We start from the raw sequence: 18814 nt of genomic DNA on the forward strand, positions 1-18814 counted from the left end.
CGTGCGGGGCCTTTCGGCCCTGTTGACCGGTGCCCCGCACTACCAGGCTGGATTCTCGGAGTACCAGGCGGGGTCCGCATAGCGGTACGCAGCCGGCCTGGAGCCCGCGCAGGATCCATCGGTTGTCGGGAGGCCGCCATGGCGCTGGCGATCCGTACGGTGGGGCTGAGGAAGTCCTTCGGTTCGGCGGTCGCGCTTCGGCCGCTGGATCTGGAGGTCGCCGAGGGCGAGGTCCTCGGTTACCTGGGGCCCAACGGCGCCGGGAAGACCACCACGATCCGCTGTCTGCTCGGGCTGATCCGCGCCGACGCCGGGCGGGCCGAGATCTTCGGTGTGGACGCCCAGGCGCGCCCGGCGCAGGCGCACCGTCGCGTGGCCTACGTGCCGGGCGAGGCGAACCTCTGGCCGGGACTGACCGGTACACAGACGCTGCACCTGCTCGGCCGGGTCCAGGGACGGGTCGACGAGCCGTACCGGAAGGAGTTGCTCGAGCGGTTCCGGCTCGATCCCTCGAAGCGCGTGCGCGCCTACTCGAAGGGCAACCGTCAGAAGGTGCTGCTGATCGCCGCACTCAGCTCGCGAGCCGACCTGCTGATCCTCGACGAGCCGACCAGCGGTCTGGATCCCCTGATGGAGGAGACATTCCGCGAATGTGTCCGCGAAGCGCGCCGGCGTGGGCAGAGTGTCTTTCTCTCCTCGCACATCCTGAGCGAGGTCGAGGCGCTGAGCGACCGAGTGGCGATCCTGCGCGCCGGCGAACTGGTCGAGGTGGGGACACTGGCGCAGATGCGCCACCTGTCCGCGTTGTCGATCGACGCCGCCTTCGACACCACGCCTCCGGACCTTTCGAAGATCCCGGGAGTCACCGCTGTGCTGGTGGAGGGCAATCGGGTCCGCTGCCAGGTGGTCGGCTCGGTCGAGCCGCTGCTCGGGGTGCTCGCCGCGTCCGGCGTGCACCAGCTGCTCAGTCGCGAGCCCTCGCTCGAGGAGCTCTTCCTCGCCCACTACGGCCGGCAACCCGCGAACCGGGCCGGTGAGTCGCATGCGGCCTGAAACCAACGCCGCGGCCAACCGAGCCGCGCGCACCGTAGCGGTGATCACCGGCAGACGTGCGATGCGATCGGCCGCCGTCTGGGGCGTCCTGTTCGGCGTGCTGATCCTCAACGAGGCACTCGGCTGGCACACGAACTTCCCGACCGCCGCCTCGCGCGAGAAGTTCGCGCACACCCTCGGCGCCAACAACGGCTTGGCCGCGATCATCGGCCCGGCCCGGCATGTGGACACCGTCGGCGGGTTCGTGGCCTGGCGCGTGTTCGGCCTGCTGATCATCGTCGGCGCCATCTGGGGGCTGCTCACCGCCACCCGGCTGCTCCGGCGGGAAGAGGACGCCGGACGCTGGGAGCTGCTCCTGTCGGGTCGCACCACACGACGTCACGCGACGGCTCAGGCACTGGCCGGGATGGCAGCCGGATGGCTGGTGCTGTGGGGACTGACGGCGGCCTTCACCACCGCCGCAGGGGCTGACCGCAACGTCGGATTCTCCGTCTCGGCGTCGCTCTTCTACACGACCGCTGCCACCGCCAGCGCCGCCTTGTTTCTCGCCATCGGCGCGTTCGCCAGCCAACTCGCGCCGACGCGCCGTCAGGCCAACGGGCTCGGCGCCATCGCGTTCGCCGTGTTCTACCTGATCCGCATGATCGCCGACTCCGGTACGGGTCTGTCCTGGCTGCGCTGGGCGAGCCCGCTCGGCTGGATCGAGAACCTCCGCCCGCTCACCGGCTCGCAACCCCTCGCCCTCGTGCCCGTCCTCCTGCTCGCCGCCGTGTTCACCGGAGCGGCGACAGCCCTCGCCGGGCGTCGCGACCTCGGAGCGGCCGTCATGGTCCGCTCCCGGGCGCCGAGAGGCGGCACCCGCTTTCTCGGCGGCGCCGGCTTCCTCGTCGTCCGCCTGGAACGCTGGGTCGCGCTCTCGTGGACAGCAGGGCTCGCGGCGCTCGCCCTGGTCTTCGGCGTGGTCGCCCGGTCCGCCGCGTCCGGGGGCGTCGCCGTCGGCGCGATCGAGGAGAGCCTGGGCCGCCTCGGTGCACATCCCGGCAGCCCCGAGGCAGCGTGGATCGGATACGAGTTCCTGTACCTCGCCGCCCTGCTGGCCTTCGCTGCGGCCGGCCAGATATCCGCGCTGCGCAGCGAGGAAGCCGACGGCCATCTCGACCACCTCCTCGCCCGCCGCCTGACCAGGACGGCGTGGCTTGCGGGACGGGTGGGCTTCGCCGCGGCCCTCGTCCTCGGCGCCGGCCTCGCCACCGCCGTGGGGGGCTGGATCGGTGTGGCCGCCCGCCGCAGCGAGGTCGGATTCTCCGACATGCTGCAGGCCGGTCTCAACACGGCTGTTCCGGCGCTGTTCGTGCTCGGCCTGGGAGCCCTGTTGTACGGGCTGGTTCCGCGGCTCGCCGTACCCGTTCTGTACGGCCTGGTCCTGTGGTCGTTCCTCATCGAGATCATCGGATCGAGCATCACCAGCAACCACTGGCTGCTCGACACGGCCGTACTCACTCACCTCGGCCCCGTCCCCGCCGCGGACCTGAACTGGACCGCCATCGCCGCCCTCACTGGGATGGGCGTGATCGCCGCAGCAGCCGGACTCGCCGCATTCAGCCGGCGCGACCTGGTCGCCGCATAGCCATGGCCAACGCAATGAGGTGGATCGACGCCGTGGGCCGTGTCCGTGCGGTGAGCGGTGAGTTGGGCGTTGTCAGCACGTGGGCGCCACCCAGATCAGGTGCCCTTCAAAGGTGCCGATGAGCGGGCATGCTCAACCTCGAAGCCGGAAACCGGCAGGCCGTTCTCCAAGGTCATCGTCAAGCGCACTCGCCCAAGTTGTGAGGAGTCCGTGCATTCACAGCCCCTCAACCCGCAAACGTGAAGGCTCTTTCGCCTGGAACCAGCAAGCTCTCGGCATCAAGCGGCGTAGTCGTGGAACCCCCACCGCTCTTGCGGCCGGGACGGCCCGCGACAACCATGCGGCGCAGCAGCGTCGGCGGGACGTAGAGAGGCTCTTCGACCTCCTCGTACATCTTGACCTACTCGTACATCTTGACCTCCTCGTACATCGATTCCGCGACGGCCTGAGCGGTGTCGAGGCCGATGAGGTCGAGCAAGCGCAGTGGTCCCATGGGATGGGCAGCCGAGTTCCATACCGCGATCGATGTCCTCCGCGACGGCGGATCCGGACTCGGTCTGCCCCCGCTCGCGGAGATCGGCGCCTACGGCACGGTCGCGGGCCCCGACCCCTCGCTGCTCGTCCAGCCGGCCGGGGCGGCCCGTGACGCGCTGGCCCGGGACGGTCGCCTCAAGGTCGCCGACCTGGACCTGTTCGAGATCAACGAGGCGTTCGCCGGGGTGGCCCTGGCCTACCAGCGGGAGCTCGACATCCCGCTGGACAAGGTAAACGTCAACGGCGGGACCATCGCCCTGGGGCATCCGGTCGGCATGACCGGCACCCGGCTGGTGCTGACCCTCGCCATGGAAGTACAGCGGCGCGGAGGCGGCACGGGAGCGGCGGCCCTGTGCGGGGGCGGCGGCCAGGGCGGTGCCCTGGCCGCTGCACGTACCCGCGCAGGCCTGACATTCCTTCCCTTCTCCCATCCCGTACGAGACCAGGTTGACCACCATGACCGACCACCTGTCCCTGGACGAGGCGACCCTCGCCGTGGCGGCCCGCACTCACGCCGCCGATGGTGTCGTTTCCCTCGCCCTGCGCCGCCCTGACGGCGGGCCGCTGCCCTGCATGGCCGACGCCGGACTGCACGGCCACAGGTACGCCGTCGATGCGATGCTCAGCGCCACCGCCCCCTCCGCCTGCGGCACCGCAGCCTCAATAGAGCCGACAGCCCGTGGCGATCGTCACGCGAACTCGTACACGGCCCCGGACGCCGCTGATTCGGTCGGCCGGATGGTCCCGGAGGACGTGCCGGAACCACACGAGGACATTCCTCCGGCAGGCCGAGAATGCGGCTCGGGCGGTGTCATCAGGATGACACCGCCCGAGCCGGACACCGGGCGCTTTCCCTATTCGTCGACGCTCCAGCGTTCGAATGCCGCCAGGTGCCTCTCCGAGGCGGCGAGCAGGTCGTCGTAAACCTGGCGCGTGTCCGGGGCCGTGAGTCCGGACAGTGCCTTGGTCAGCGCGGCGATGTCGTCGGTCTCGACCGTGCGCCCGGCCTTCAGGGCCGCGTCCAGGCCGTCCTCGCCCTGCTTCAGCAGCCGGTCGTAGGTGGCTTGGAGGGTCGGGTCGGTGAACTCACCGGCCGGCTTGCCGGCGGTCGGGTCGGTGACGTCGTAGCGGTCCAGCAGGGTGCGCACGGCGGACAGGTGCTGGGTCTCGGCTGCCGCGATCCGTTCGAAGATCCGCACCTCGTGGCGTTCGGCGAATGCGGTGTAGAGGTCGTGCGCGAGCTTCTCCTCCTCCGCCATGCTCGCCAGCGTGGCCTTCTGAGCGGCCGTCAGGGTGCCTTGCGAGGCCAGGGCGGTCCCGGTGCAGGTTCCGTCGTGCTGCCGGATGCCGTCCACGTCGTTGCCGTGGTGGCGCGCCTGGTGCTGTCCGTTCGCCGGCATGCTCTGGGACGTGGTCTGCCCGGCCCCGGACGCGGCACCGCCTGTGTCCGCGGTCACCGGGCCGACGGCCAGCACTCCGCCAATGGCGAGAGCACCTGCGGTGACCGCGGTAGCGATCTTGATGTTGCGCTTCATGGCGAACCTCCTCGGGTGTGCGGGAGCGTCTTTCGTTCCCGCACCGTCACCGTCGCTCCCGGGCCTGCAGTCGCCGTGCTGTGCGTGTGGAGACGAGATGGAGACAACCGACGGTCGGGTTGGGGCTGTTCGGCCCTCGCCGGGACGGTCGCAAGGCGCGTAGGTGTGGGACATGGCCGCCACGGTGCTCGTCGTCGAGGACGACAAGGAGATCCGCGAGCTGCTGCGCCGCTACCTGGAGCGCGCCGGATACGGGGTGCTCACGACCGGTTCGGGCGCCGAGGCCGTGCGGCTGCTCGGTGGGCGTGGGGTCGATTTGACGCTGCTCGATCTCGGGCTGCCGGATGTGGACGGTGACGAGGTGCTGCGCGAGGCCCGCGAGCGCGGACGGGTGCCGGTGGTGGTGCTGACCGCGCGCACCACCGTCGAGGACCGTATCCATGGGCTGCGGCTGGGCGCCGACGACTACGTGACCAAGCCGTTCAGTCCCACCGAGGTGGTGCTGCGGGTGGGTGCGGTGCTGCAGCGGGCGGGAGGCACGGCCACGGGGGCGGCTCCGATTGCCTCGTACGGCGAAGGACGGCTGCGCATCGACGAGGCCCGTCACGAGGTGGCTCTGGACGGGGCGCCACTGGAGCTGACACCCACCGAATGGGGGCTGCTGACCACGCTCGCGTCGGTGCCCGGACGGGTGTACTCGCGCTACGAGCTGGTCAACCGGGTGCGCGGCTACGAGTTCGCAGGCTACGAGCGGACGATCGACTCCCATGTGAAGAACCTGCGGCACAAACTCCGTGACGCCGGCCCCGACCTCGTGGTGACCGTGCTGGGCGTGGGATACCGGCTGGGGTGGTCCCGTGACCCGTGAGCCCCGTTCGCCGCGCTCCGGCGCTTGGCCGTCCGGCGGGCTGGGCCCGCTCGGTCGGCGACTGTTCGCCGCGTTCGCCGTGGTGGCCTTGGCGTCCGTGGCCCTGCTGACAGCTGCAGCGCTCGTCGGTGCCGACCGCGGGCTCAGCAGTGCCCGCCAGGCCGACCGTCAGCAGACCGCCTCCCGGGTGGCCACGGCCGCCGCCGAGGCCTATCGGGCCGCGGGCGGCTGGTCGGCGGCCGACCTGTCGGCGGCGCGTTCCGTCGCCACCGGCGCCGGGGCGGTGCTCACGGTGCGGGACGCGGACGACGAGGTGATGTCCGGCGGTTCCGGCTCGGGGTCCGAGGACGAGCACGGCATGTCCGACTCGGGTCGCGGACATCGCGGGCAGGGTGCCGCCTCGGGACCCGGTGCGAGCGCTCCCGTGGTGGTGGACAGCCGCACCGTGGGCTCTGTGCATCTGGCCTTCTCGGCCGGCTCGGGGTCGGCGGGCCGGTCCGTCGCCTGGGGGTGGGTGGCCGCAGCCGCTGTCGGCGCGCTGGCCCTCGCGCTGGCCGTGAGCTGGTTCGTCACCCGGCGCCTGACCGCTCCGATCGTCCGGGTCGCCGCGACCGCCCGTGCCCTGGCCGCCGGCGACCGCACCGCGCGGGCCGGCATCGATGCACCCGGCGAACTGGGCGACCTCGCCCGCGCCTTCGACGCCATGGCCGACGACGTCAGCCACGCCGAGCAGGCCCGCCACCGGCTCGCCGCCGATGTCGCCCACGAACTGCGCACGCCCCTGGCCTCGTTGCGGGCGGGGCTGGAGGAGCTGCGCGACGGCTACGCCGACCCGTCGGCTCAGCGTCTGGGCTCCCTGCACGACCAGGCGCTGAGGCTGGGACGCATCATCGACGACCTGGGGGAACTGGCGGAAGCGGAGTCGGCCCGTTTGTCCCTGCGCCTGGCCGAGGTGGACCTGACCGCGCTGGCCGTCGCCGCCGTGGCCGAGAGGGAGGCCGAGTTGCACACCGCGGGGCTGACCGTGCGCACCGTCCCGGGGCCCGCTCCCCTGCTGGTCCGCGCCGACGCCGACCGGCTGCACCAGGCCCTCGGCAACCTGCTGAGCAACACCGCCCGCCACTGCCGTCCCGGCGACACCGTCACCCTGACCACGTCCGCCACGCCCGCCGAGGCGCTCATCGAGGTGGCCGACACCGGCCCCGGCATCCCCGCCGACGAGCTGCCGTACGTCTTCGATCGTTTGTGGCGCGGCACCCGAGCCCGATCCGGAGGTGGCAGCGGCATCGGACTCGCCGTCGTCAAGGAGCTGGTCACCGCCCACGGCGGCACGGTCGCCGCGGACTGTGGAGCGGGCGGCGGGACGCGGATGACCCTCCGGCTGCCCAGGGCTGTGCCACAGGGATCACGGCTCGGGCCCGGCTCCGTTACCGAGCCGCGAGCCGCCTCTAGGGCAAATAACCCCCGTGGCGCGTGAAGTGACACAGGAAGCGTTCGCGGCGGTCTGGGCCGACGGCGCACTCGTGGTCGACGTACGAGAGGCGGACGAGTACGCGGCCGGGCATGTACCCGGGGCGCGGTTGATGCCGCTGCACACTGTGCCCGCCGCGGCGAACTGCCCGACGACCGGCCGGTGTACGTGATCTGCGCCAATGGCGACCGCAGCCAGACCGCAGCCGACTGGATGACCTCCCGCGACGTCGACGCCTACTCCGTCACCGGCGGCACCGACACCTGCGCCCGCGGCGGGCGTCCCGTCGCGGCCGGTACGCACGAGCACGCCGCCCACACCCCTGCCGCTTGACCTCAAACGACATGGGGTGTCTGATCCCTGTCCGACACCGCACACCGGCCAGCCGGAAAGGAGCCCCGCCTTGGCCGCCACCCCCTCCCCCACCGACGCACCGAGCTCCGGCCGCCACCGCGTCGCCGTCATCGGCGGCGGCAGGCCAGGGAGCACGTCAAGAGCACCTCGTGATGGCGCCCGGCCTGCGGCAGGCGGCGTCACGCCGAGATCCTGCGGGCCGAGACGGTCGCCCGGCCGGTGACCGAGCCGAGGGCGGCAGCCGCACGACCCTCGACACAGTCGTCCATGCCGTACGCACGTGACACCGTCCCGCGCAATCACGCCGCAGGTCAGGCCGGTGTGCCGAGCATGGTCGCCAGATACCAGTTGGTGAGCTTGACGCTGTCGTCGGCCGGCCACACGTCCAGGAAGACGGCGCGTACGGCGGCGGTGCCCGAAGTGTTCGGGTGGAGCATGCCGTAGGCACGCGAGACGCGCCTGTCCAGGTCGGCGATGATCGGGAACGGGATACGCACGCCGAGCTTCTCCTCGATCGCGCGGATCCAGGCGAGGTGGCTGTGGACGGAGTCCACGGTGTTGCCGGGCAGGGCGGTGTTACGGCAGCGAGCTCGTCGGCGAGGTCGGTGAAGGCGACGAACTCGGTGGTGCACACCGGGGTGAAGTCCGCCGGGTGGCTGAAGACGACGAGCCACTTGTCTGCGTAGTCGGACAGCCGGACCGGCCGTGAGTGGATTCGGTTCGGCCCTCCAGGGGGCAGGGGAACAATGCAGCCTCGCGCAGCGCTTTCGCTTATACCCCTGCGGGTATTCGACTGCGGACGACACCGCCGGGACGACACCGACCGGGCGGAGGAGTGTGAGAAGGATGGCGACAGCAGGACGTGACTGGTCCTCTGCGACCGAGGACGCCTCTCTTGTGACGAGCTGCGGGCGCAGGATCGCCGTACGGTGCCTGCGGCTGGCACCCACGGAGCGACCCATCAGCCGGGTCACCCTCGACGTGGGCCGGGACCAGGGCGACGAGCCGGGCGTGTGGGCGGCGCTCACCGCCGACGAGGCACGTGACCTGGCCCGCCTGCTCCTTCTGCACGCCGGCCTGGCCGAGCGCGCCGGCGCCCCCGTCCGATCGACACGGAAGGACGCCCCTCCCTCCTGACCGCGTCGCCGGCCAGGGTCAGTCCAACACGCGCAGGCCCTTCCGCTCGCCCAGGAGTTCCAGGCGCCGCCAGAGCACCGGGCTGTCGGCCGACTGACTGGCGATGGGGGCACCTCCTGGTCGAGCGAAGCCGAGACTGGGGGGAAGGCGATCGCACGGGGCCGCCGTTCTCGCGCCACGGGCTGAAGGAAACGGCAGATCAACCTGGCCCCGCCCGATGAAGGACGTGCCGAACTCGGCGTTCAAGCGGTCCGCCGTGTCCTGTGGCAGCGTCCAGCCCAGGACGGCGGCATCGGGCCGTTGAAGGCGGCTGACCTCCGCGGCGAGCCGGGGCACGGGATTCGTCGAGAGCACCGTCTGGGTGCCTGGCCAGCTCTACGTGGCTGACGCCCAGTTCCTGCGCCGCGCACCCGAGTTCATCCGCCCGCTCGGCGTGCAGGTCGCCCGGCGTGCCGTAAAGGATGGACGCCCAGGGCCTGTTGCGAAAGTGAGTGCCGAGGTCGCGCCGGCTACGGAGCCGGGTGAGCTGTCGGTTGCGCCCCTGCTGCCCGAAGGATTTCGGCAGTGTCAGGGCGGTGGCCATGGTCCGCCCAGTCCAGTGGGGACCACCCTGGCCGTGGTCTTCGCGACGGTTGGGATCGGCGCCATACGCCAACAACTGCCGGACTGTTTCATTGTGCCCCCAGTACGCGGCTGCGCACAGCGGTGTGCCCTCCGAGCCGGGGCCGCTGCTTTCCGTGTCGGGGGAGGCCCCGGCTTCCATGAGTGAACGAGCTATTTCGGCCTCGCCCTGCACCGAGGCCAGGTACAGCGGAGTAGTGCCGTCGCTGTTTCTTCCGTCTGGACTTGCCCCACTGCGCAACAGGGCCTTCGTGCCCCTGGCGTCACCTGCCAGGACTGCCCCGAAGAGGCGGCGGGAAAGCTTCTTCTGTTGGCGCTGCTTCATAGCCGGTGAGGCTAGCGATCACGGGGGCGCCGGAGCCACTCATATCCATTCGTTGATCACCGCGATCAGCACAGTGACTTCGCAGGAGGTCGCCCAGCCCGAACGCCTCGTCGTCGGGATGGGCGACCACCGCCACCACACTCCGCATTCCGTCCGGCAGGCCGCGTCCGTTGCCGATGCCGGCCGCCTCAGGTGCTCTCAGGTGTAGATGATCTGGCCGCCGGCCGCGTGCTCGTAGAACTCCCCCACCGTGATGACGCCCTGGACCTGCTCGACGAGGTCGTCCTTGCCGAGTTCGAAGAGATCGACGGACGCCTTGCAGGCGTAGATGCCCGCGCCGGTGTCGGCGATCATCTCGATGAACTCGGGGATCGGCGGGATGTCGAGCTTGTCCATCTTGCGTTCCATGTACCGGGTGATCAGATCAGGCATGCCCGGTACACCGCCCAGCAGGGTCGGCAGGTGCAGGCCCGGGTTGCCGACGGTGGCCAGCTTGATGTGCTCCCAGCGCTTCTTCGTAATCGCGTCCAGTCCGAAGAAGGTGAAGAACAGGTCGGCCTCGATCCCCTCGGCTCGGGCGCCGTTGGCCATGATCAGGGCCGGGTAGATCCCTTCCAGGGATCCCTTGGAGACGATGATCGATACCTTCTCGATCGTGGCGGTGTCGGCCATGACGGGCACGCTCCTTCAGATCAGATGCAGCCGCGGGGCTTGGGGATCCCGGCGATCTTCGCGGCGGTCTTCGCCGGTCCCTTCGGGAAGAGCTGGTACAGCTCCTTGACGCTCACACCGGAGGTCTTGCCGAGCACTCGTACGGTGGGGCCCGTTCCCTTGGCCGCGTACTGGGCGCGCATGAAACGGATGACCGTCCAGTGCCGGTCGGTCAGCGTGTCGATGCCGGCTTCCTTGGCGATCTGTTCGGCCATGGGCTCGGTCCACCGGTCGGGGTCGGTGAAGAAGCCCTCGTCGTCGACGGGGACGGCGGTGTCTGCGTAGGTGGCGGTGAGCATGACGGGGTCCTCTCCCCTGGATGGACACGTACCCTCGGGCGGACACGTGGTTCTCACGCGGATACGTGGTGCTTGCCGCGCTCGGGCATGGCCGAGCCGATGCCGGGCAGTTCCCGGCCGGGCAGCAGGCTGTGCCAGTACAGCCACTCGAAAGCGAGCTTGCCGAGGTGGGCGGCGTGCGACTCCTTCAGCAGCGGCAGGCCGACCGGGCCCGGGAAGTGGCCGGGCAGCGGCTCGGTGTCGTAGTTGAAGTCGATCAGCAGCGCCCTGTGGAAGCCCGTCTCGACAAAGCAGTTGGCATGCCCGTCGAAGGAGGCGTCCAGCGGCTGTCCAGCGAAAAAGCGGCCGATGTTGTGCACCAGCACCTCACCCTCGAAGTGCGCCACCGAACCGGCCTTGGAGGCGGGCAGTCCGGCCGCATCCCCGATCGCGAACACCTCGGGGCGGTCGGGGTGTTGGAGGGTGTGCGGGTCGACGGGGATGAAGCCCAGTTCGTCGCCGAGGCCCTCGGAGCGGCCGACGTACGCGGCGCCGCCGTGCAGCGGTACGACGACGGCCAGATCGAACGGCAACGCCCGCTCGTCGTACGACACCAGCCGCCTGTGTTCGCCGTCGACCTCTCCGAGCGTGAACTCCGTGACCAGCTCGATACCCTTCGTCTTGAGCAACCCGCCCAGCGCCTTGGCCGCGACCGGCTTGGTGAACGCACCGTCGAGCGGGGTGGCGTACGTCAGCTCGACCCGGTCCCGGATGCCCCGGTGCTGGAAGTACCAGTCGGCGAGGAAGGCGAACTCCAACGGCGCGACGGGGCACTTGAGGGGCAGGTCGGCGACATCGATCACCAGGCGGCCGCCCTCGAAGCGCTCCAGCGCGTCGTGCAGGCCCACGGCACCGGGCAGGTCGTAGAAGGTGAAGACGTTCTCGCGCCAGCCGGGGCCGGTCAGTCCCTCGGTCTCCTCCGGCAGCAGCCTGGCCCCGGTGGCGACCACGAGGACGTCGTAGCCGAGGCTGATGCCGCCGCCGAGGTGCACGGTCCGCGCTTCCAGGTCGACCCGCTCGATGCGTGCCTGCTTGTAGTCGACCACCGGGTCCAGCTGCCGCGGGCGGGGTCGCACGAGGTGGTCGGGCTGGGCGAGGCCGAACGGCACGAACAGCAGGCCCGGCTGGTAGATGTGGTCGTCGTCCTGGTCGACGACCGTGATCCGCAGCTCGCTCTCGTCGTACGCGCGGCACAAGCGGTTCGCGGTCATGGTGCCGGCGGTTCCGCTTCCGAGAATCACGATGTGTTTGCCCATGTGCCCACTGTCGTGCGGAAGATGAGAGCGGGGCATGGGCCGCTGGTCCCGGCCCCGGTACCCACCCGGGTATACCCTCCCCACCCCAACCGGCCCTCACGACTGCCCCTCGGCCGCAGCAAACACCCTGGAAAAATACCCAGTAGGGTATATCGCCGCCGCCGAGTGCACGAGGGCCGAAGGACCCCTCCCCCACCCCGTCGGCCTCTGGCCTGCGCTCGGCGCCGAAGCGCGGATCACCGCCCGGGCCGTCCGCCACCGCCGGCTGGGCGAGGAGGCATTGGCCGGTCGACTCGATCGCGCCCGCGATGTGCTCGCCTCTCACCCCGACCACCTGAACCTCCCGTCTGCCTGGAACAAAAGACGGACCGGCATCGGTTGAACCGAGCAGCGTCAGATACCCCACCGGGTATGTGAGAGGAGAGGGAACCCCATGCCGACCGTCGAACTGACCAAGGACAACTTCGAGGACACCGTCACCGGCTCCGACATCGTGCTGATCGACTTCTGGGCCGCCTGGTGCGGACCGTGCCGGATGTTCGGCCCCGTCTACGAGAAGGCGGCCGAACGCCACCCGGACATCGTCTTCGGCAAGGTCGACACCGAGGCACAGCCCGAACTGGCGGGCGCCTTCCGGATCTCGTCCATCCCCACCCTGATGGCCGTCCGCGACCGGACCGTCCTGTACTCGCGGCCGGGCGCGCTGCCGCCGCAGGCACTCGAGGAGCTCATCACCAAGATCCGGGCCGTGGACATGGCGGACGTGCGCCAACAGGCTGCAGACTCCGCGGGAGTTCAGTGACGGCCAAGGGCACCCACGAAGTCCGCGGGCGCCCTTGAACGCCTGATTCAACGGTTGCGCAGCGAGGCGAGCGCGGCATCGAGATCGGCACCGCGCGGGCGGTTGTGGGGCAGCTTGCCGAGCACGACCGCCATGCCGCAGGAGTTCGTGAGAGCGGAGAAGACCAGGCCGCCCGCCACACCGCCCGAGATCAGCAGGAGGGCCGGATGCACGAGCAGGCCCAGGACGAGGCCGAGGAGAACCAGGGCGCCGGCGGTGAAGCGCACCTGGCGTTCCATGCTCCAGCGGGCCCGCGTGTCGCAGGCCGCCGGGGTGTGCAGGTCGTGCCCCTCAGCGGCCCAGGCACCGGTGCCGCCGACGAGGGTCGCCGTGGTGATGCCCTGCTCGGCAAGGAGCCTGCAGGCGTTCTCGGAACGGGCGCCTGAGGCGCACACGACGAGAACGTCCCCGCACTCGGCGGCGTGCCGAATCTCCGGCAGGGCCCGCCGAATGTGGTCCAGGGGGATGTTGAGGGCACCGGGGAGGTGGCCGGAGGCGTACTCGGCGGGCGTGCGCACGTCGATGACCGTCAGCTCGTGCAGCCGGGTGCGGGCCTGGTCGGCGCCGAGGGTGACAGGGGCGGGGGAGTTGGTCATGACAGATGTGATCCTTAATGGTCGACGTCGTCCCGAACCGGGACGTACAGTACCCCTAGGGGTATTTTTGAGGAGTGATCGTGGAACTGGAGCTCGAGGGTGCGGACCTGAAGGCCGTGCTGAACCGGCTGCGCCGGGCGCAGGGTCAGATCTCCGGGGTGATCCGGATGATCGAGGAGGGACGCGACTGTGAGGACGTCGTCACGCAGCTCGCCGCCGCCTCCCGCGCGCTGGACCGGGCCGGGTTCGCGATCATCGCGACGGGCCTGCAGCAGTGCGTGACGGACATCAACTCCGGCCGCAAGAACGGCGAGACCACGGAGCAGATGCGCGCCCGCCTGGAGAAGCTGTTCCTGTCCTTGGCGTGAGGACGCTCGGCGCGGCGGCCTTCACAGCACCGCGTCGATCAGCATGAAGGCCGCGACCGCAAGCAGCACCAGGGCGAAGACCTGCTGAAGTGTGCGCCCGGACACCTTCGTGGCAAGCCGCTTGCCGTCCCATGCGCCCAGGATCGCGGCGCCGATGAACGGTCCGACGACCGCCCAGTCCAGTCCCTCGACCGTACCGGCCCGAGTCGCCAGCGCGGCCAGTGAGTTGACGGTGATGACCAGCAGGCTGGTGCCCACCGCGCTCCGCATCCGCATGCCGAGTACCCCCACCAGTGCCGGTACGGCGAGAAAGCCGCCGCCGACACCGAGGACACCGGTGACCGCGCCGAGCCCGGCACCGGCCGCCGCTGCCCGGCCCGGCCGTACCGTCACGGCACCCTCCGCGGCCGCCCGGGAGCGCAGCATGCGCAGGGCGGCCACTCCAGCGACCACGGCGAAGCCCGCCGTCAGCACGGCCTCCGGGATGCGGTCGGCGAGCGCGCCGCCGAGCATCGCCGGTCCGATCCCGGCCGCCGCGAACAGCAGCCCCGTACGCCACCGCACGTGCCCGTCGCGGGCATGCGCGACCAACGCGGTGGCCGAAGTCAGCGTGACGATCACCAGACTCGCGGTCGTCGCCCCGACCGGACTGAAGCCGAGCAGGTAGATCAGCGCGGGAACGGCCAGGACGCTTCCGCCGCCGCCGAGCGCACCCAGCGCCAGGCCGATCACGGTCCCGGCGGCCAGGGCGAGTATGACCGCGCTCACGCGACCGTGCCGTTGCGGCCGCGCGCGTCCACCACCGGCAGACCTGCTCCGGCCCAGTCCCGCATCCCGCCGATCACGTCCACGGCCTGCGAGCCGCGGGCGGCGAGCAGTTCGGCGGCCTGCCGGGAGCGGTTGCCGGAACGGCAGATCACGACCAGGGGCCGCGCCTGCACGTGAGCGGGCAGCCCTGCCCCGGCGGCCAGCGCGGACAGCGGCAGGTGCACGGCTCGCGGCGCATGCCCGGCCTGCCACTCGTACGGCTCGCGCACGTCGAGCAGCACCGCGTCAGCGCCACCGTCGGCGTTGCCGTGCCCGGTGCGCGCGGCCGCCTCCTGCACGCTTACACGGCCCGGTCCGCCCCGGCCGCGTCGAAGGAAGCTCATCTCGGTTTCTCGCTCCTGTTTCCCGTGTCGATACGGAAGATCGCTAAGGCCCTGTGCGGCGTCCGACGCGCTCAGGGGGTCCGGATGGCGAGTCCCGCCTTCTCGGCCGCGTCGAAGGAGTCGTCCACCGCGACGACGTCCCGGCCCGCGGCGTCCAGCAGGGAGGCGGCGATCGCGGCGCGCATGCCGCCCGCGCAGTGCACCCACACCTCGCCCTCGGGAACCTCGTCGAGACGGCGGTGCAGCATGTGGATCGGGATATGCACCGACCCATCGACGAACCCGCCCGCTCGCTCCGAGCCACGCCGGACATCCAGGACGACGACGCTCTCCTTCGGATGCCGATCCGCGAGGTCGGCGAAGGTGGCACGGCGGAAGGAGGCCGGCGCCTCGCCCTGGCGCACCCAGTCGGCCGGTGTGCCGGTGGCCGCCGCGGCCGGCCGGTCGATGCCCACCCGGACCAACTCGCGCTGGGCGGCGGCGAGCTGCTCGGGCGACTCGGCGAGCAGCGTGACCGGCTTGCCCCAGGGGATCAGCCAGGCCAGATACGTGGCGAGCTGCCCTTCGGCCTCGAAGTTGAACGAGCCGGCGACGTGTCCGGCGGCGAAGGCGACCCGGTTGCGCAGGTCCACCACCCACTCCCCCGCCGCCAGCCGGGCGGCCATCTCCTCGGCGTCCGCGACGGCGGGCGGGGTCAGATCCACGGGCAGGGGTCCGGCGGAGTTGGCCGGGCCCATGTGCGCGTAGTAGGCGGGGATGTCGTCCAGGCCGGCCAGCAGGTCGGCGACGAAGGCGTCCACGTCCCGGACGAGCGCCTCGTTGGACACCTTCTCCTTGCCGATGGTCGTGTCACTGCCTTCCGCCTGGGACGACGAGCAGAAGCTGCCGAAGCCGTGCGTGGGCAGCACCGCCGTCTCCTCGGGCAGCTCGGCGGCCAGCCGGTGCGCGGAGGCGTGCTGGGCACGGGCCAGGTCCTCGGTCATCCGCGGCTCGACCAGATCGGGGCGGCCGACCGTGCCGATGAGCAGCGAGCCGCCGGTGAACACCGCGACCGCCGCCCCGTTCTCCTCCAGCACGTAGGAGGTGTGGTGCGGGGTGTGGCCGGGCGTGGCCAGCGCACGCAGGGTCAGCCCCGCGTCGACGTCGCTGACATCGCCATCGCGCACCGGTACCCGCTCGAACGACACCCGGGCCCCGGCAGGAACCAGGTACGCGGCGCCCGTGATCCGGGCCAGCTCCAGGCCGCCGGTCACGTAGTCGTTGTGCACGTGCGTCTCGACCACCTGCGAGATCCGCACCTCACGCCGAGCGGCTGCCGCGATCACCCGGTCGATGTCGCGCGGCGGATCGACCGCGACCGCCGTCCGCCCACCACCCGCCAGGTAGCTGCGGTTGCCGAGCCCCGGCACATCGATCGTGTCGACGAAGAACACGAGGTACTCCTCCCTTTCAGTCAATTACCCCAGGGGGTATACATCGACGATAACACGAATACCCAGGGGGGTATTTTCGGGGGCGGGGAGAGCCCCGCGAGAACGAGTACCTCGCACACGCCCGGACACCCGTCCCGCGCCCCGCGATACGACCAGAAGGGCAGGTCACCGCCATGCGCCACGACCGCACCGTGCACCTCGACACCGACTTCGCCACCACCGTGGACCGAGTCCGCGACGCCCTCGCCGCCCAGGGCTTCGGCATCCTCACCGAGATCGACATCAGCGCCACGCTCAAGGCCAAGCTCGACCACGACATGGAGGACTAGGTCATCCTCGGCGCCTGCAACCCGCCGCTGTCGCGCCGCGCGCTGGACACCGACCGCTCCATCGGCCTACTGCTGCCCTGCAATGCGGTAGTCCGCGCCGACGGCGATGACACCGCCGTACAGGCCCTGGGCCCGCACACGATGGTGGCCCTCACCGAACTGGACGCCCTGCGCCCTGTCGCCGAGGAGGCCACGCGCCGCCTCGACGCCGACCTCACCTCGCTCACCGCGAGTGATGAATTCGCCGCTGAGATCAGAAGCTCGCAGGATCGCAGATTCCTGGAGGGGCACGAGCGAGAACTCGCGCGTCGGTCTGCCGATTTGGAAGCCCTGACACGCAGGTTCTGCATGTTCGTGGTTGGTCAGCTCTGACAGCCGCAGTGCCGCCGTGGAACGTCACGTAATTCTCCACCAGCGGCGCCGGCTTCCCCGCTCGCACGCGGAAGCCGTCTTACCTCCGGCTGGCGACCGAGCCGGGAGAGGTGAGGAATGCGGTTGTCCCGCGGCTGGGCCATGCGATGCCGTCAACGGCGAGAAACGGCTCGCCGGCCACGGTCGCGGGGGTCGCCCCGGTGAACGCCACGACGTCCCGATGCAGGTGGGACTGGTCGGCGTAGCCGGTGTCGGCCGCGACTTGGGCCGCGACTTCGCCCGCGACCAGGCGGTGGGCGGCATGGTCGAAGCGGACCAGCTTCACGGCGCGCTTGGGCGGCAGGCCGAGCTGCGACCGGAACCGGGACCACAGCCGCTTACGGCTCCACCCGATCTCGGCCGCGAGTCCGTCGACCCGGGCCAGGCCACGGCTGACGACGATCCGGTGCCAGGCCCAGGCCACCTCCGGGTCCACCGGTGGCCCCGCCTCATGCCGGCGGGCGAGCAGCGCGTCCGTCAACGCGAAGCGATCCTGCCACGACGAGGCATCGCCGAGTTGCTCGCGGATCCGTGACGCCTCCCGGCCCCACAGGTCGCCCAGCGGCACCACGGTACCGTCGAGGTCGGCGGGGGAGGCGCCCAGAACCGCGCGTGCGATCACCGGAGACAGGCGCACCTGCACGCACTCGACGTTCTCTCCCCGCGCCAGGACCGCGCCTCCGGACCCGAGCCCAGGCCCGGCGACCATGCTTCCCCGCTGCTGCCGCCCCGTGGCACAGTCCAGGACGGGCGAACCCGCGCCGAACTCCAGGAGCAGCGTCACGGCAGGGTGCGGGACTATCCGGAGCGTTTCCAGGTCAGGGACATGGAACCCGGCCATGGTGACACCGGTCACCCGGCTGGGCCGCTGCGGGCACTCGACGCCCCACGTAGCCGCACCGCGCACAAAGGTTCGCATCGTCCCATGCTAGGTGAGCCGGCTGAGGGGAACATTCGTCCAATCCACCGGCGCGTCTGGCGGAGACAGTGGGCTCATGACTGTTTCTGACGGCAGACCGCACGTGAACGGGGGCGCCGAGGCCACCGAGAGTTCAACCCTGTCGCTGGACGACGGCGACATCTACGTGTGCCAGGACGGCCCCCGCGACGCCCCCGCAATCCTGCTCATCCACGGGTCCGCATCCTCGACCCGCTCGTGGGACCCGCTGGTTCCGCTGCTGACCGGATCTCACCGCGTCATCCGGATCGACCTGCTCGGGCACGGCCGGTCGGCCAAACCGGCCGACCGCAGCTACGCGATCCCAGACCAGGCACGTCGGGCCGGAGTGGTACTGGACCGGCTTGGCGTCGAGCACGCCGTGGTCGTCGGTCATTCCAGCGGCGGCGTCGTCGCCTCCGCCCTCGCCGAACAGCGACCCGACCTGGTGACCGCAGTTGCGCTCATCAACACCGGACCCAGCCTGGACGCCTTCATCGCAACGGAGTCCGTTGCAATCGGCCTCTCGCAGTGGCCGCCGACCGACGAGCAGCTGAGGCGGTTCGCGAGCACGGGTTTCAGCCGCGCGGGTTACGAGATCCCAGAAGAGCTCCTGGACGACGTGCGCGATATGACCCACCACTCGCTCACCACGTCGATGCGGGCCACCCGCTCCTACCTGGAGCAGCGGGCGCTGCCGGATCGGCTGACGGTCCTGGGCAAGCCACTACTGGTGATCTTCGGCGAGGACGACCGCAGATGGCGATCCTCATCCGCCTCCGATTACCGCGCCGTTCCGCGCGCAAGGGTCGAGTTGCTGCCCGGTCTCGGGCACTCGCCCCTGCTCGAGGATCCGCCGCGGACCGCCACCTACCTGCTCGCCTTCACCGCGATCCACGCCGGGTGGACTGAATGAAA

General features: G+C 70.8%; 20 protein-coding genes and 5 pseudogenes. 12 read left to right on the forward strand and 13 right to left on the reverse strand.

The window, feature by feature from the left end:
- Window positions 1-138: 138 nt before the first annotated feature.
- Together ABZO29_RS03400 and ABZO29_RS03405 are read left to right on the forward strand one after the other, a co-directional pair.
- On the forward strand, window positions 139-1053 hold the full coding sequence (locus ABZO29_RS03400) for an ABC transporter ATP-binding protein (protein WP_367318615.1): 915 nt from the start codon (window positions 139-141) through the stop codon (window positions 1051-1053).
- Window positions 1043-2680 (forward strand): ABC transporter permease subunit, encoded by a 1638-nt coding sequence (locus tag ABZO29_RS03405; RefSeq protein ID WP_367318616.1) that lies wholly within the window; start codon window positions 1043-1045, stop codon window positions 2678-2680. Before ABZO29_RS03400 ends, ABZO29_RS03405 begins: the two co-directional genes overlap by 11 nt.
- Before the next feature lie 226 nt (window positions 2681-2906).
- Here ABZO29_RS03405 and ABZO29_RS03410 read toward each other — a convergent pair.
- Window positions 2907-3234, reverse strand: a pseudogene (locus tag ABZO29_RS03410) (3-hydroxyacyl-CoA dehydrogenase family protein); the annotation flags it as partial.
- On the opposite strand from ABZO29_RS03410, the pseudogene ABZO29_RS03415 reads away from it, so the two are divergent.
- A pseudogene (locus tag ABZO29_RS03415) lies at window positions 3232-3597 on the forward strand (acetyl-CoA C-acyltransferase); the annotation flags it as partial. The pseudogenes ABZO29_RS03410 and ABZO29_RS03415 overlap by 3 nt on opposite strands.
- A gap of 471 nt (window positions 3598-4068) precedes the next feature.
- On the opposite strand, the gene ABZO29_RS03420 reads toward ABZO29_RS03415, so the two are convergent.
- Complete coding sequence (locus ABZO29_RS03420; RefSeq protein ID WP_367318617.1) at window positions 4069-4749, reverse strand: DUF2202 domain-containing protein; 681 nt, start codon at window positions 4747-4749, stop codon at window positions 4069-4071.
- A gap of 172 nt (window positions 4750-4921) precedes the next feature.
- Here ABZO29_RS03420 and ABZO29_RS03425 point away from each other — a divergent pair, with 172 nt between their 5' ends.
- Genes ABZO29_RS03425 through ABZO29_RS03440 form a run of 4 tightly spaced genes read left to right on the forward strand, consistent with a single transcriptional unit; the run spans window position 4922 to window position 7421 of the window.
- On the forward strand, window positions 4922-5617 hold the full coding sequence (locus ABZO29_RS03425; protein WP_367318618.1) for a response regulator transcription factor: 696 nt from the start codon (window positions 4922-4924) through the stop codon (window positions 5615-5617).
- Window positions 5607-7094: a sensor histidine kinase gene (locus tag ABZO29_RS03430; protein ID WP_367318619.1), complete on the forward strand. Its 1488-nt coding sequence runs from the start codon at window positions 5607-5609 to the stop codon at window positions 7092-7094. Before ABZO29_RS03425 ends, ABZO29_RS03430 begins: the two co-directional genes overlap by 11 nt.
- A gap of 1 nt (window position 7095) precedes the next feature.
- Window positions 7096-7260, forward strand: a complete 165-nt coding sequence (locus ABZO29_RS03435; protein ID WP_367318620.1) for a rhodanese-like domain-containing protein — start codon at window positions 7096-7098, stop codon at window positions 7258-7260.
- The gene (locus ABZO29_RS03440) at window positions 7251-7421 is read left to right on the forward strand and encodes a hypothetical protein (RefSeq protein WP_367318621.1); all 171 of its coding nucleotides are present in this window, start codon (window positions 7251-7253) and stop codon (window positions 7419-7421) included. Before ABZO29_RS03435 ends, ABZO29_RS03440 begins: the two co-directional genes overlap by 10 nt.
- Window positions 7422-7753: 332 nt before the next feature.
- Here ABZO29_RS03440 and ABZO29_RS03445 read toward each other — a convergent pair whose 3' ends face one another.
- On the reverse strand, window positions 7754-8116 hold the full coding sequence (locus ABZO29_RS03445; protein ID WP_367318622.1) for a redoxin domain-containing protein: 363 nt from the start codon (window positions 8114-8116) through the stop codon (window positions 7754-7756).
- Window positions 8035-8388: pseudogene (locus tag ABZO29_RS03450) on the reverse strand (redoxin domain-containing protein); the annotation flags it as partial. The pseudogene ABZO29_RS03450 and the gene ABZO29_RS03445, both read right to left, overlap by 82 nt.
- On the opposite strand from ABZO29_RS03450, the gene ABZO29_RS03455 reads away from it, so the two are divergent.
- Window positions 8289-8579 (forward strand): hypothetical protein, encoded by a 291-nt coding sequence (locus ABZO29_RS03455; protein WP_367318623.1) that lies wholly within the window; start codon window positions 8289-8291, stop codon window positions 8577-8579. The pseudogene ABZO29_RS03450 and the gene ABZO29_RS03455 overlap by 100 nt on opposite strands.
- Window positions 8580-9088: 509 nt before the next feature.
- Here ABZO29_RS03455 and ABZO29_RS03460 read toward each other — a convergent pair.
- The 4 genes and pseudogenes from ABZO29_RS03460 to ABZO29_RS03475 form a co-directional block, all read right to left on the reverse strand.
- Window positions 9089-9525 (reverse strand): annotated as a pseudogene (locus ABZO29_RS03460) (ankyrin repeat domain-containing protein).
- Window positions 9526-9723: 198 nt separating this feature from the next.
- Window positions 9724-10197, reverse strand: coding sequence for a DsrE/DsrF/DrsH-like family protein (locus ABZO29_RS03465; protein ID WP_367318624.1), 474 nt, complete (start codon window positions 10195-10197; stop codon window positions 9724-9726).
- 20 nt (window positions 10198-10217) lie between these two features.
- Complete coding sequence (locus tag ABZO29_RS03470; protein WP_367318625.1) at window positions 10218-10535, reverse strand: TusE/DsrC/DsvC family sulfur relay protein; 318 nt, start codon at window positions 10533-10535, stop codon at window positions 10218-10220.
- Between the two features lie 53 nt (window positions 10536-10588).
- Window positions 10589-11830: an NAD(P)/FAD-dependent oxidoreductase gene (locus ABZO29_RS03475; RefSeq protein ID WP_367318626.1), complete on the reverse strand. Its 1242-nt coding sequence runs from the start codon at window positions 11828-11830 to the stop codon at window positions 10589-10591.
- A gap of 433 nt (window positions 11831-12263) precedes the next feature.
- Between ABZO29_RS03475 and trxA the strand changes: the two genes are divergently transcribed.
- Complete coding sequence (gene trxA / locus ABZO29_RS03480) at window positions 12264-12632, forward strand: thioredoxin (RefSeq protein WP_367318627.1); 369 nt, start codon at window positions 12264-12266, stop codon at window positions 12630-12632.
- A gap of 47 nt (window positions 12633-12679) precedes the next feature.
- Here trxA and ABZO29_RS03485 read toward each other — a convergent pair whose 3' ends face one another.
- The gene (locus ABZO29_RS03485; RefSeq protein ID WP_367318628.1) at window positions 12680-13267 is read right to left on the reverse strand and encodes a rhodanese-like domain-containing protein; all 588 of its coding nucleotides are present in this window, start codon (window positions 13265-13267) and stop codon (window positions 12680-12682) included.
- 80 nt (window positions 13268-13347) lie between these two features.
- Between ABZO29_RS03485 and ABZO29_RS03490 the strand changes: the two genes are divergently transcribed.
- On the forward strand, window positions 13348-13635 hold the full coding sequence (locus ABZO29_RS03490; protein WP_367318629.1) for a metal-sensitive transcriptional regulator: 288 nt from the start codon (window positions 13348-13350) through the stop codon (window positions 13633-13635).
- Window positions 13636-13656: 21 nt separating this feature from the next.
- Here the strand turns inward: ABZO29_RS03490 and ABZO29_RS03495 are convergent, their stop codons facing one another.
- The 3 genes from ABZO29_RS03495 to ABZO29_RS03505 all read right to left on the reverse strand — a co-directional run bounded on the left by ABZO29_RS03495 (window position 13657) and on the right by ABZO29_RS03505 (window position 16219).
- Window positions 13657-14403 (reverse strand): sulfite exporter TauE/SafE family protein, encoded by a 747-nt coding sequence (locus ABZO29_RS03495; RefSeq protein WP_367318630.1) that lies wholly within the window; start codon window positions 14401-14403, stop codon window positions 13657-13659.
- The gene (locus ABZO29_RS03500; RefSeq protein ID WP_367318631.1) at window positions 14400-14786 is read right to left on the reverse strand and encodes a rhodanese-like domain-containing protein; all 387 of its coding nucleotides are present in this window, start codon (window positions 14784-14786) and stop codon (window positions 14400-14402) included. Before ABZO29_RS03500 ends, ABZO29_RS03495 begins: the two co-directional genes overlap by 4 nt.
- Before the next feature lie 71 nt (window positions 14787-14857).
- Window positions 14858-16219: a rhodanese-like domain-containing protein gene (locus ABZO29_RS03505; protein ID WP_367318632.1), complete on the reverse strand. Its 1362-nt coding sequence runs from the start codon at window positions 16217-16219 to the stop codon at window positions 14858-14860.
- Window positions 16220-16392: 173 nt separating this feature from the next.
- On the opposite strand from ABZO29_RS03505, the pseudogene ABZO29_RS03510 reads away from it, so the two are divergent.
- Window positions 16393-16782, forward strand: a pseudogene (locus ABZO29_RS03510) (DUF302 domain-containing protein); the annotation flags it as partial.
- 217 nt (window positions 16783-16999) lie between these two features.
- Here the strand turns inward: ABZO29_RS03510 and ABZO29_RS03515 are convergent.
- Complete coding sequence (locus tag ABZO29_RS03515) at window positions 17000-17878, reverse strand: helix-turn-helix domain-containing protein (protein WP_367318633.1); 879 nt, start codon at window positions 17876-17878, stop codon at window positions 17000-17002.
- A 76-nt stretch (window positions 17879-17954) separates the two neighbouring features.
- On the opposite strand from ABZO29_RS03515, the gene ABZO29_RS03520 reads away from it, so the two are divergent.
- The gene (locus tag ABZO29_RS03520; protein ID WP_367318634.1) at window positions 17955-18812 is read left to right on the forward strand and encodes an alpha/beta fold hydrolase; all 858 of its coding nucleotides are present in this window, start codon (window positions 17955-17957) and stop codon (window positions 18810-18812) included.
- The last annotated feature ends 2 nt before the right edge of the window (window positions 18813-18814 follow it).

It is taken from the genome of Streptomyces sp. HUAS ZL42, from assembly GCF_040782645.1.
Classification (GTDB): Bacteria; Actinomycetota; Actinomycetes; order Streptomycetales; family Streptomycetaceae; genus Streptomyces.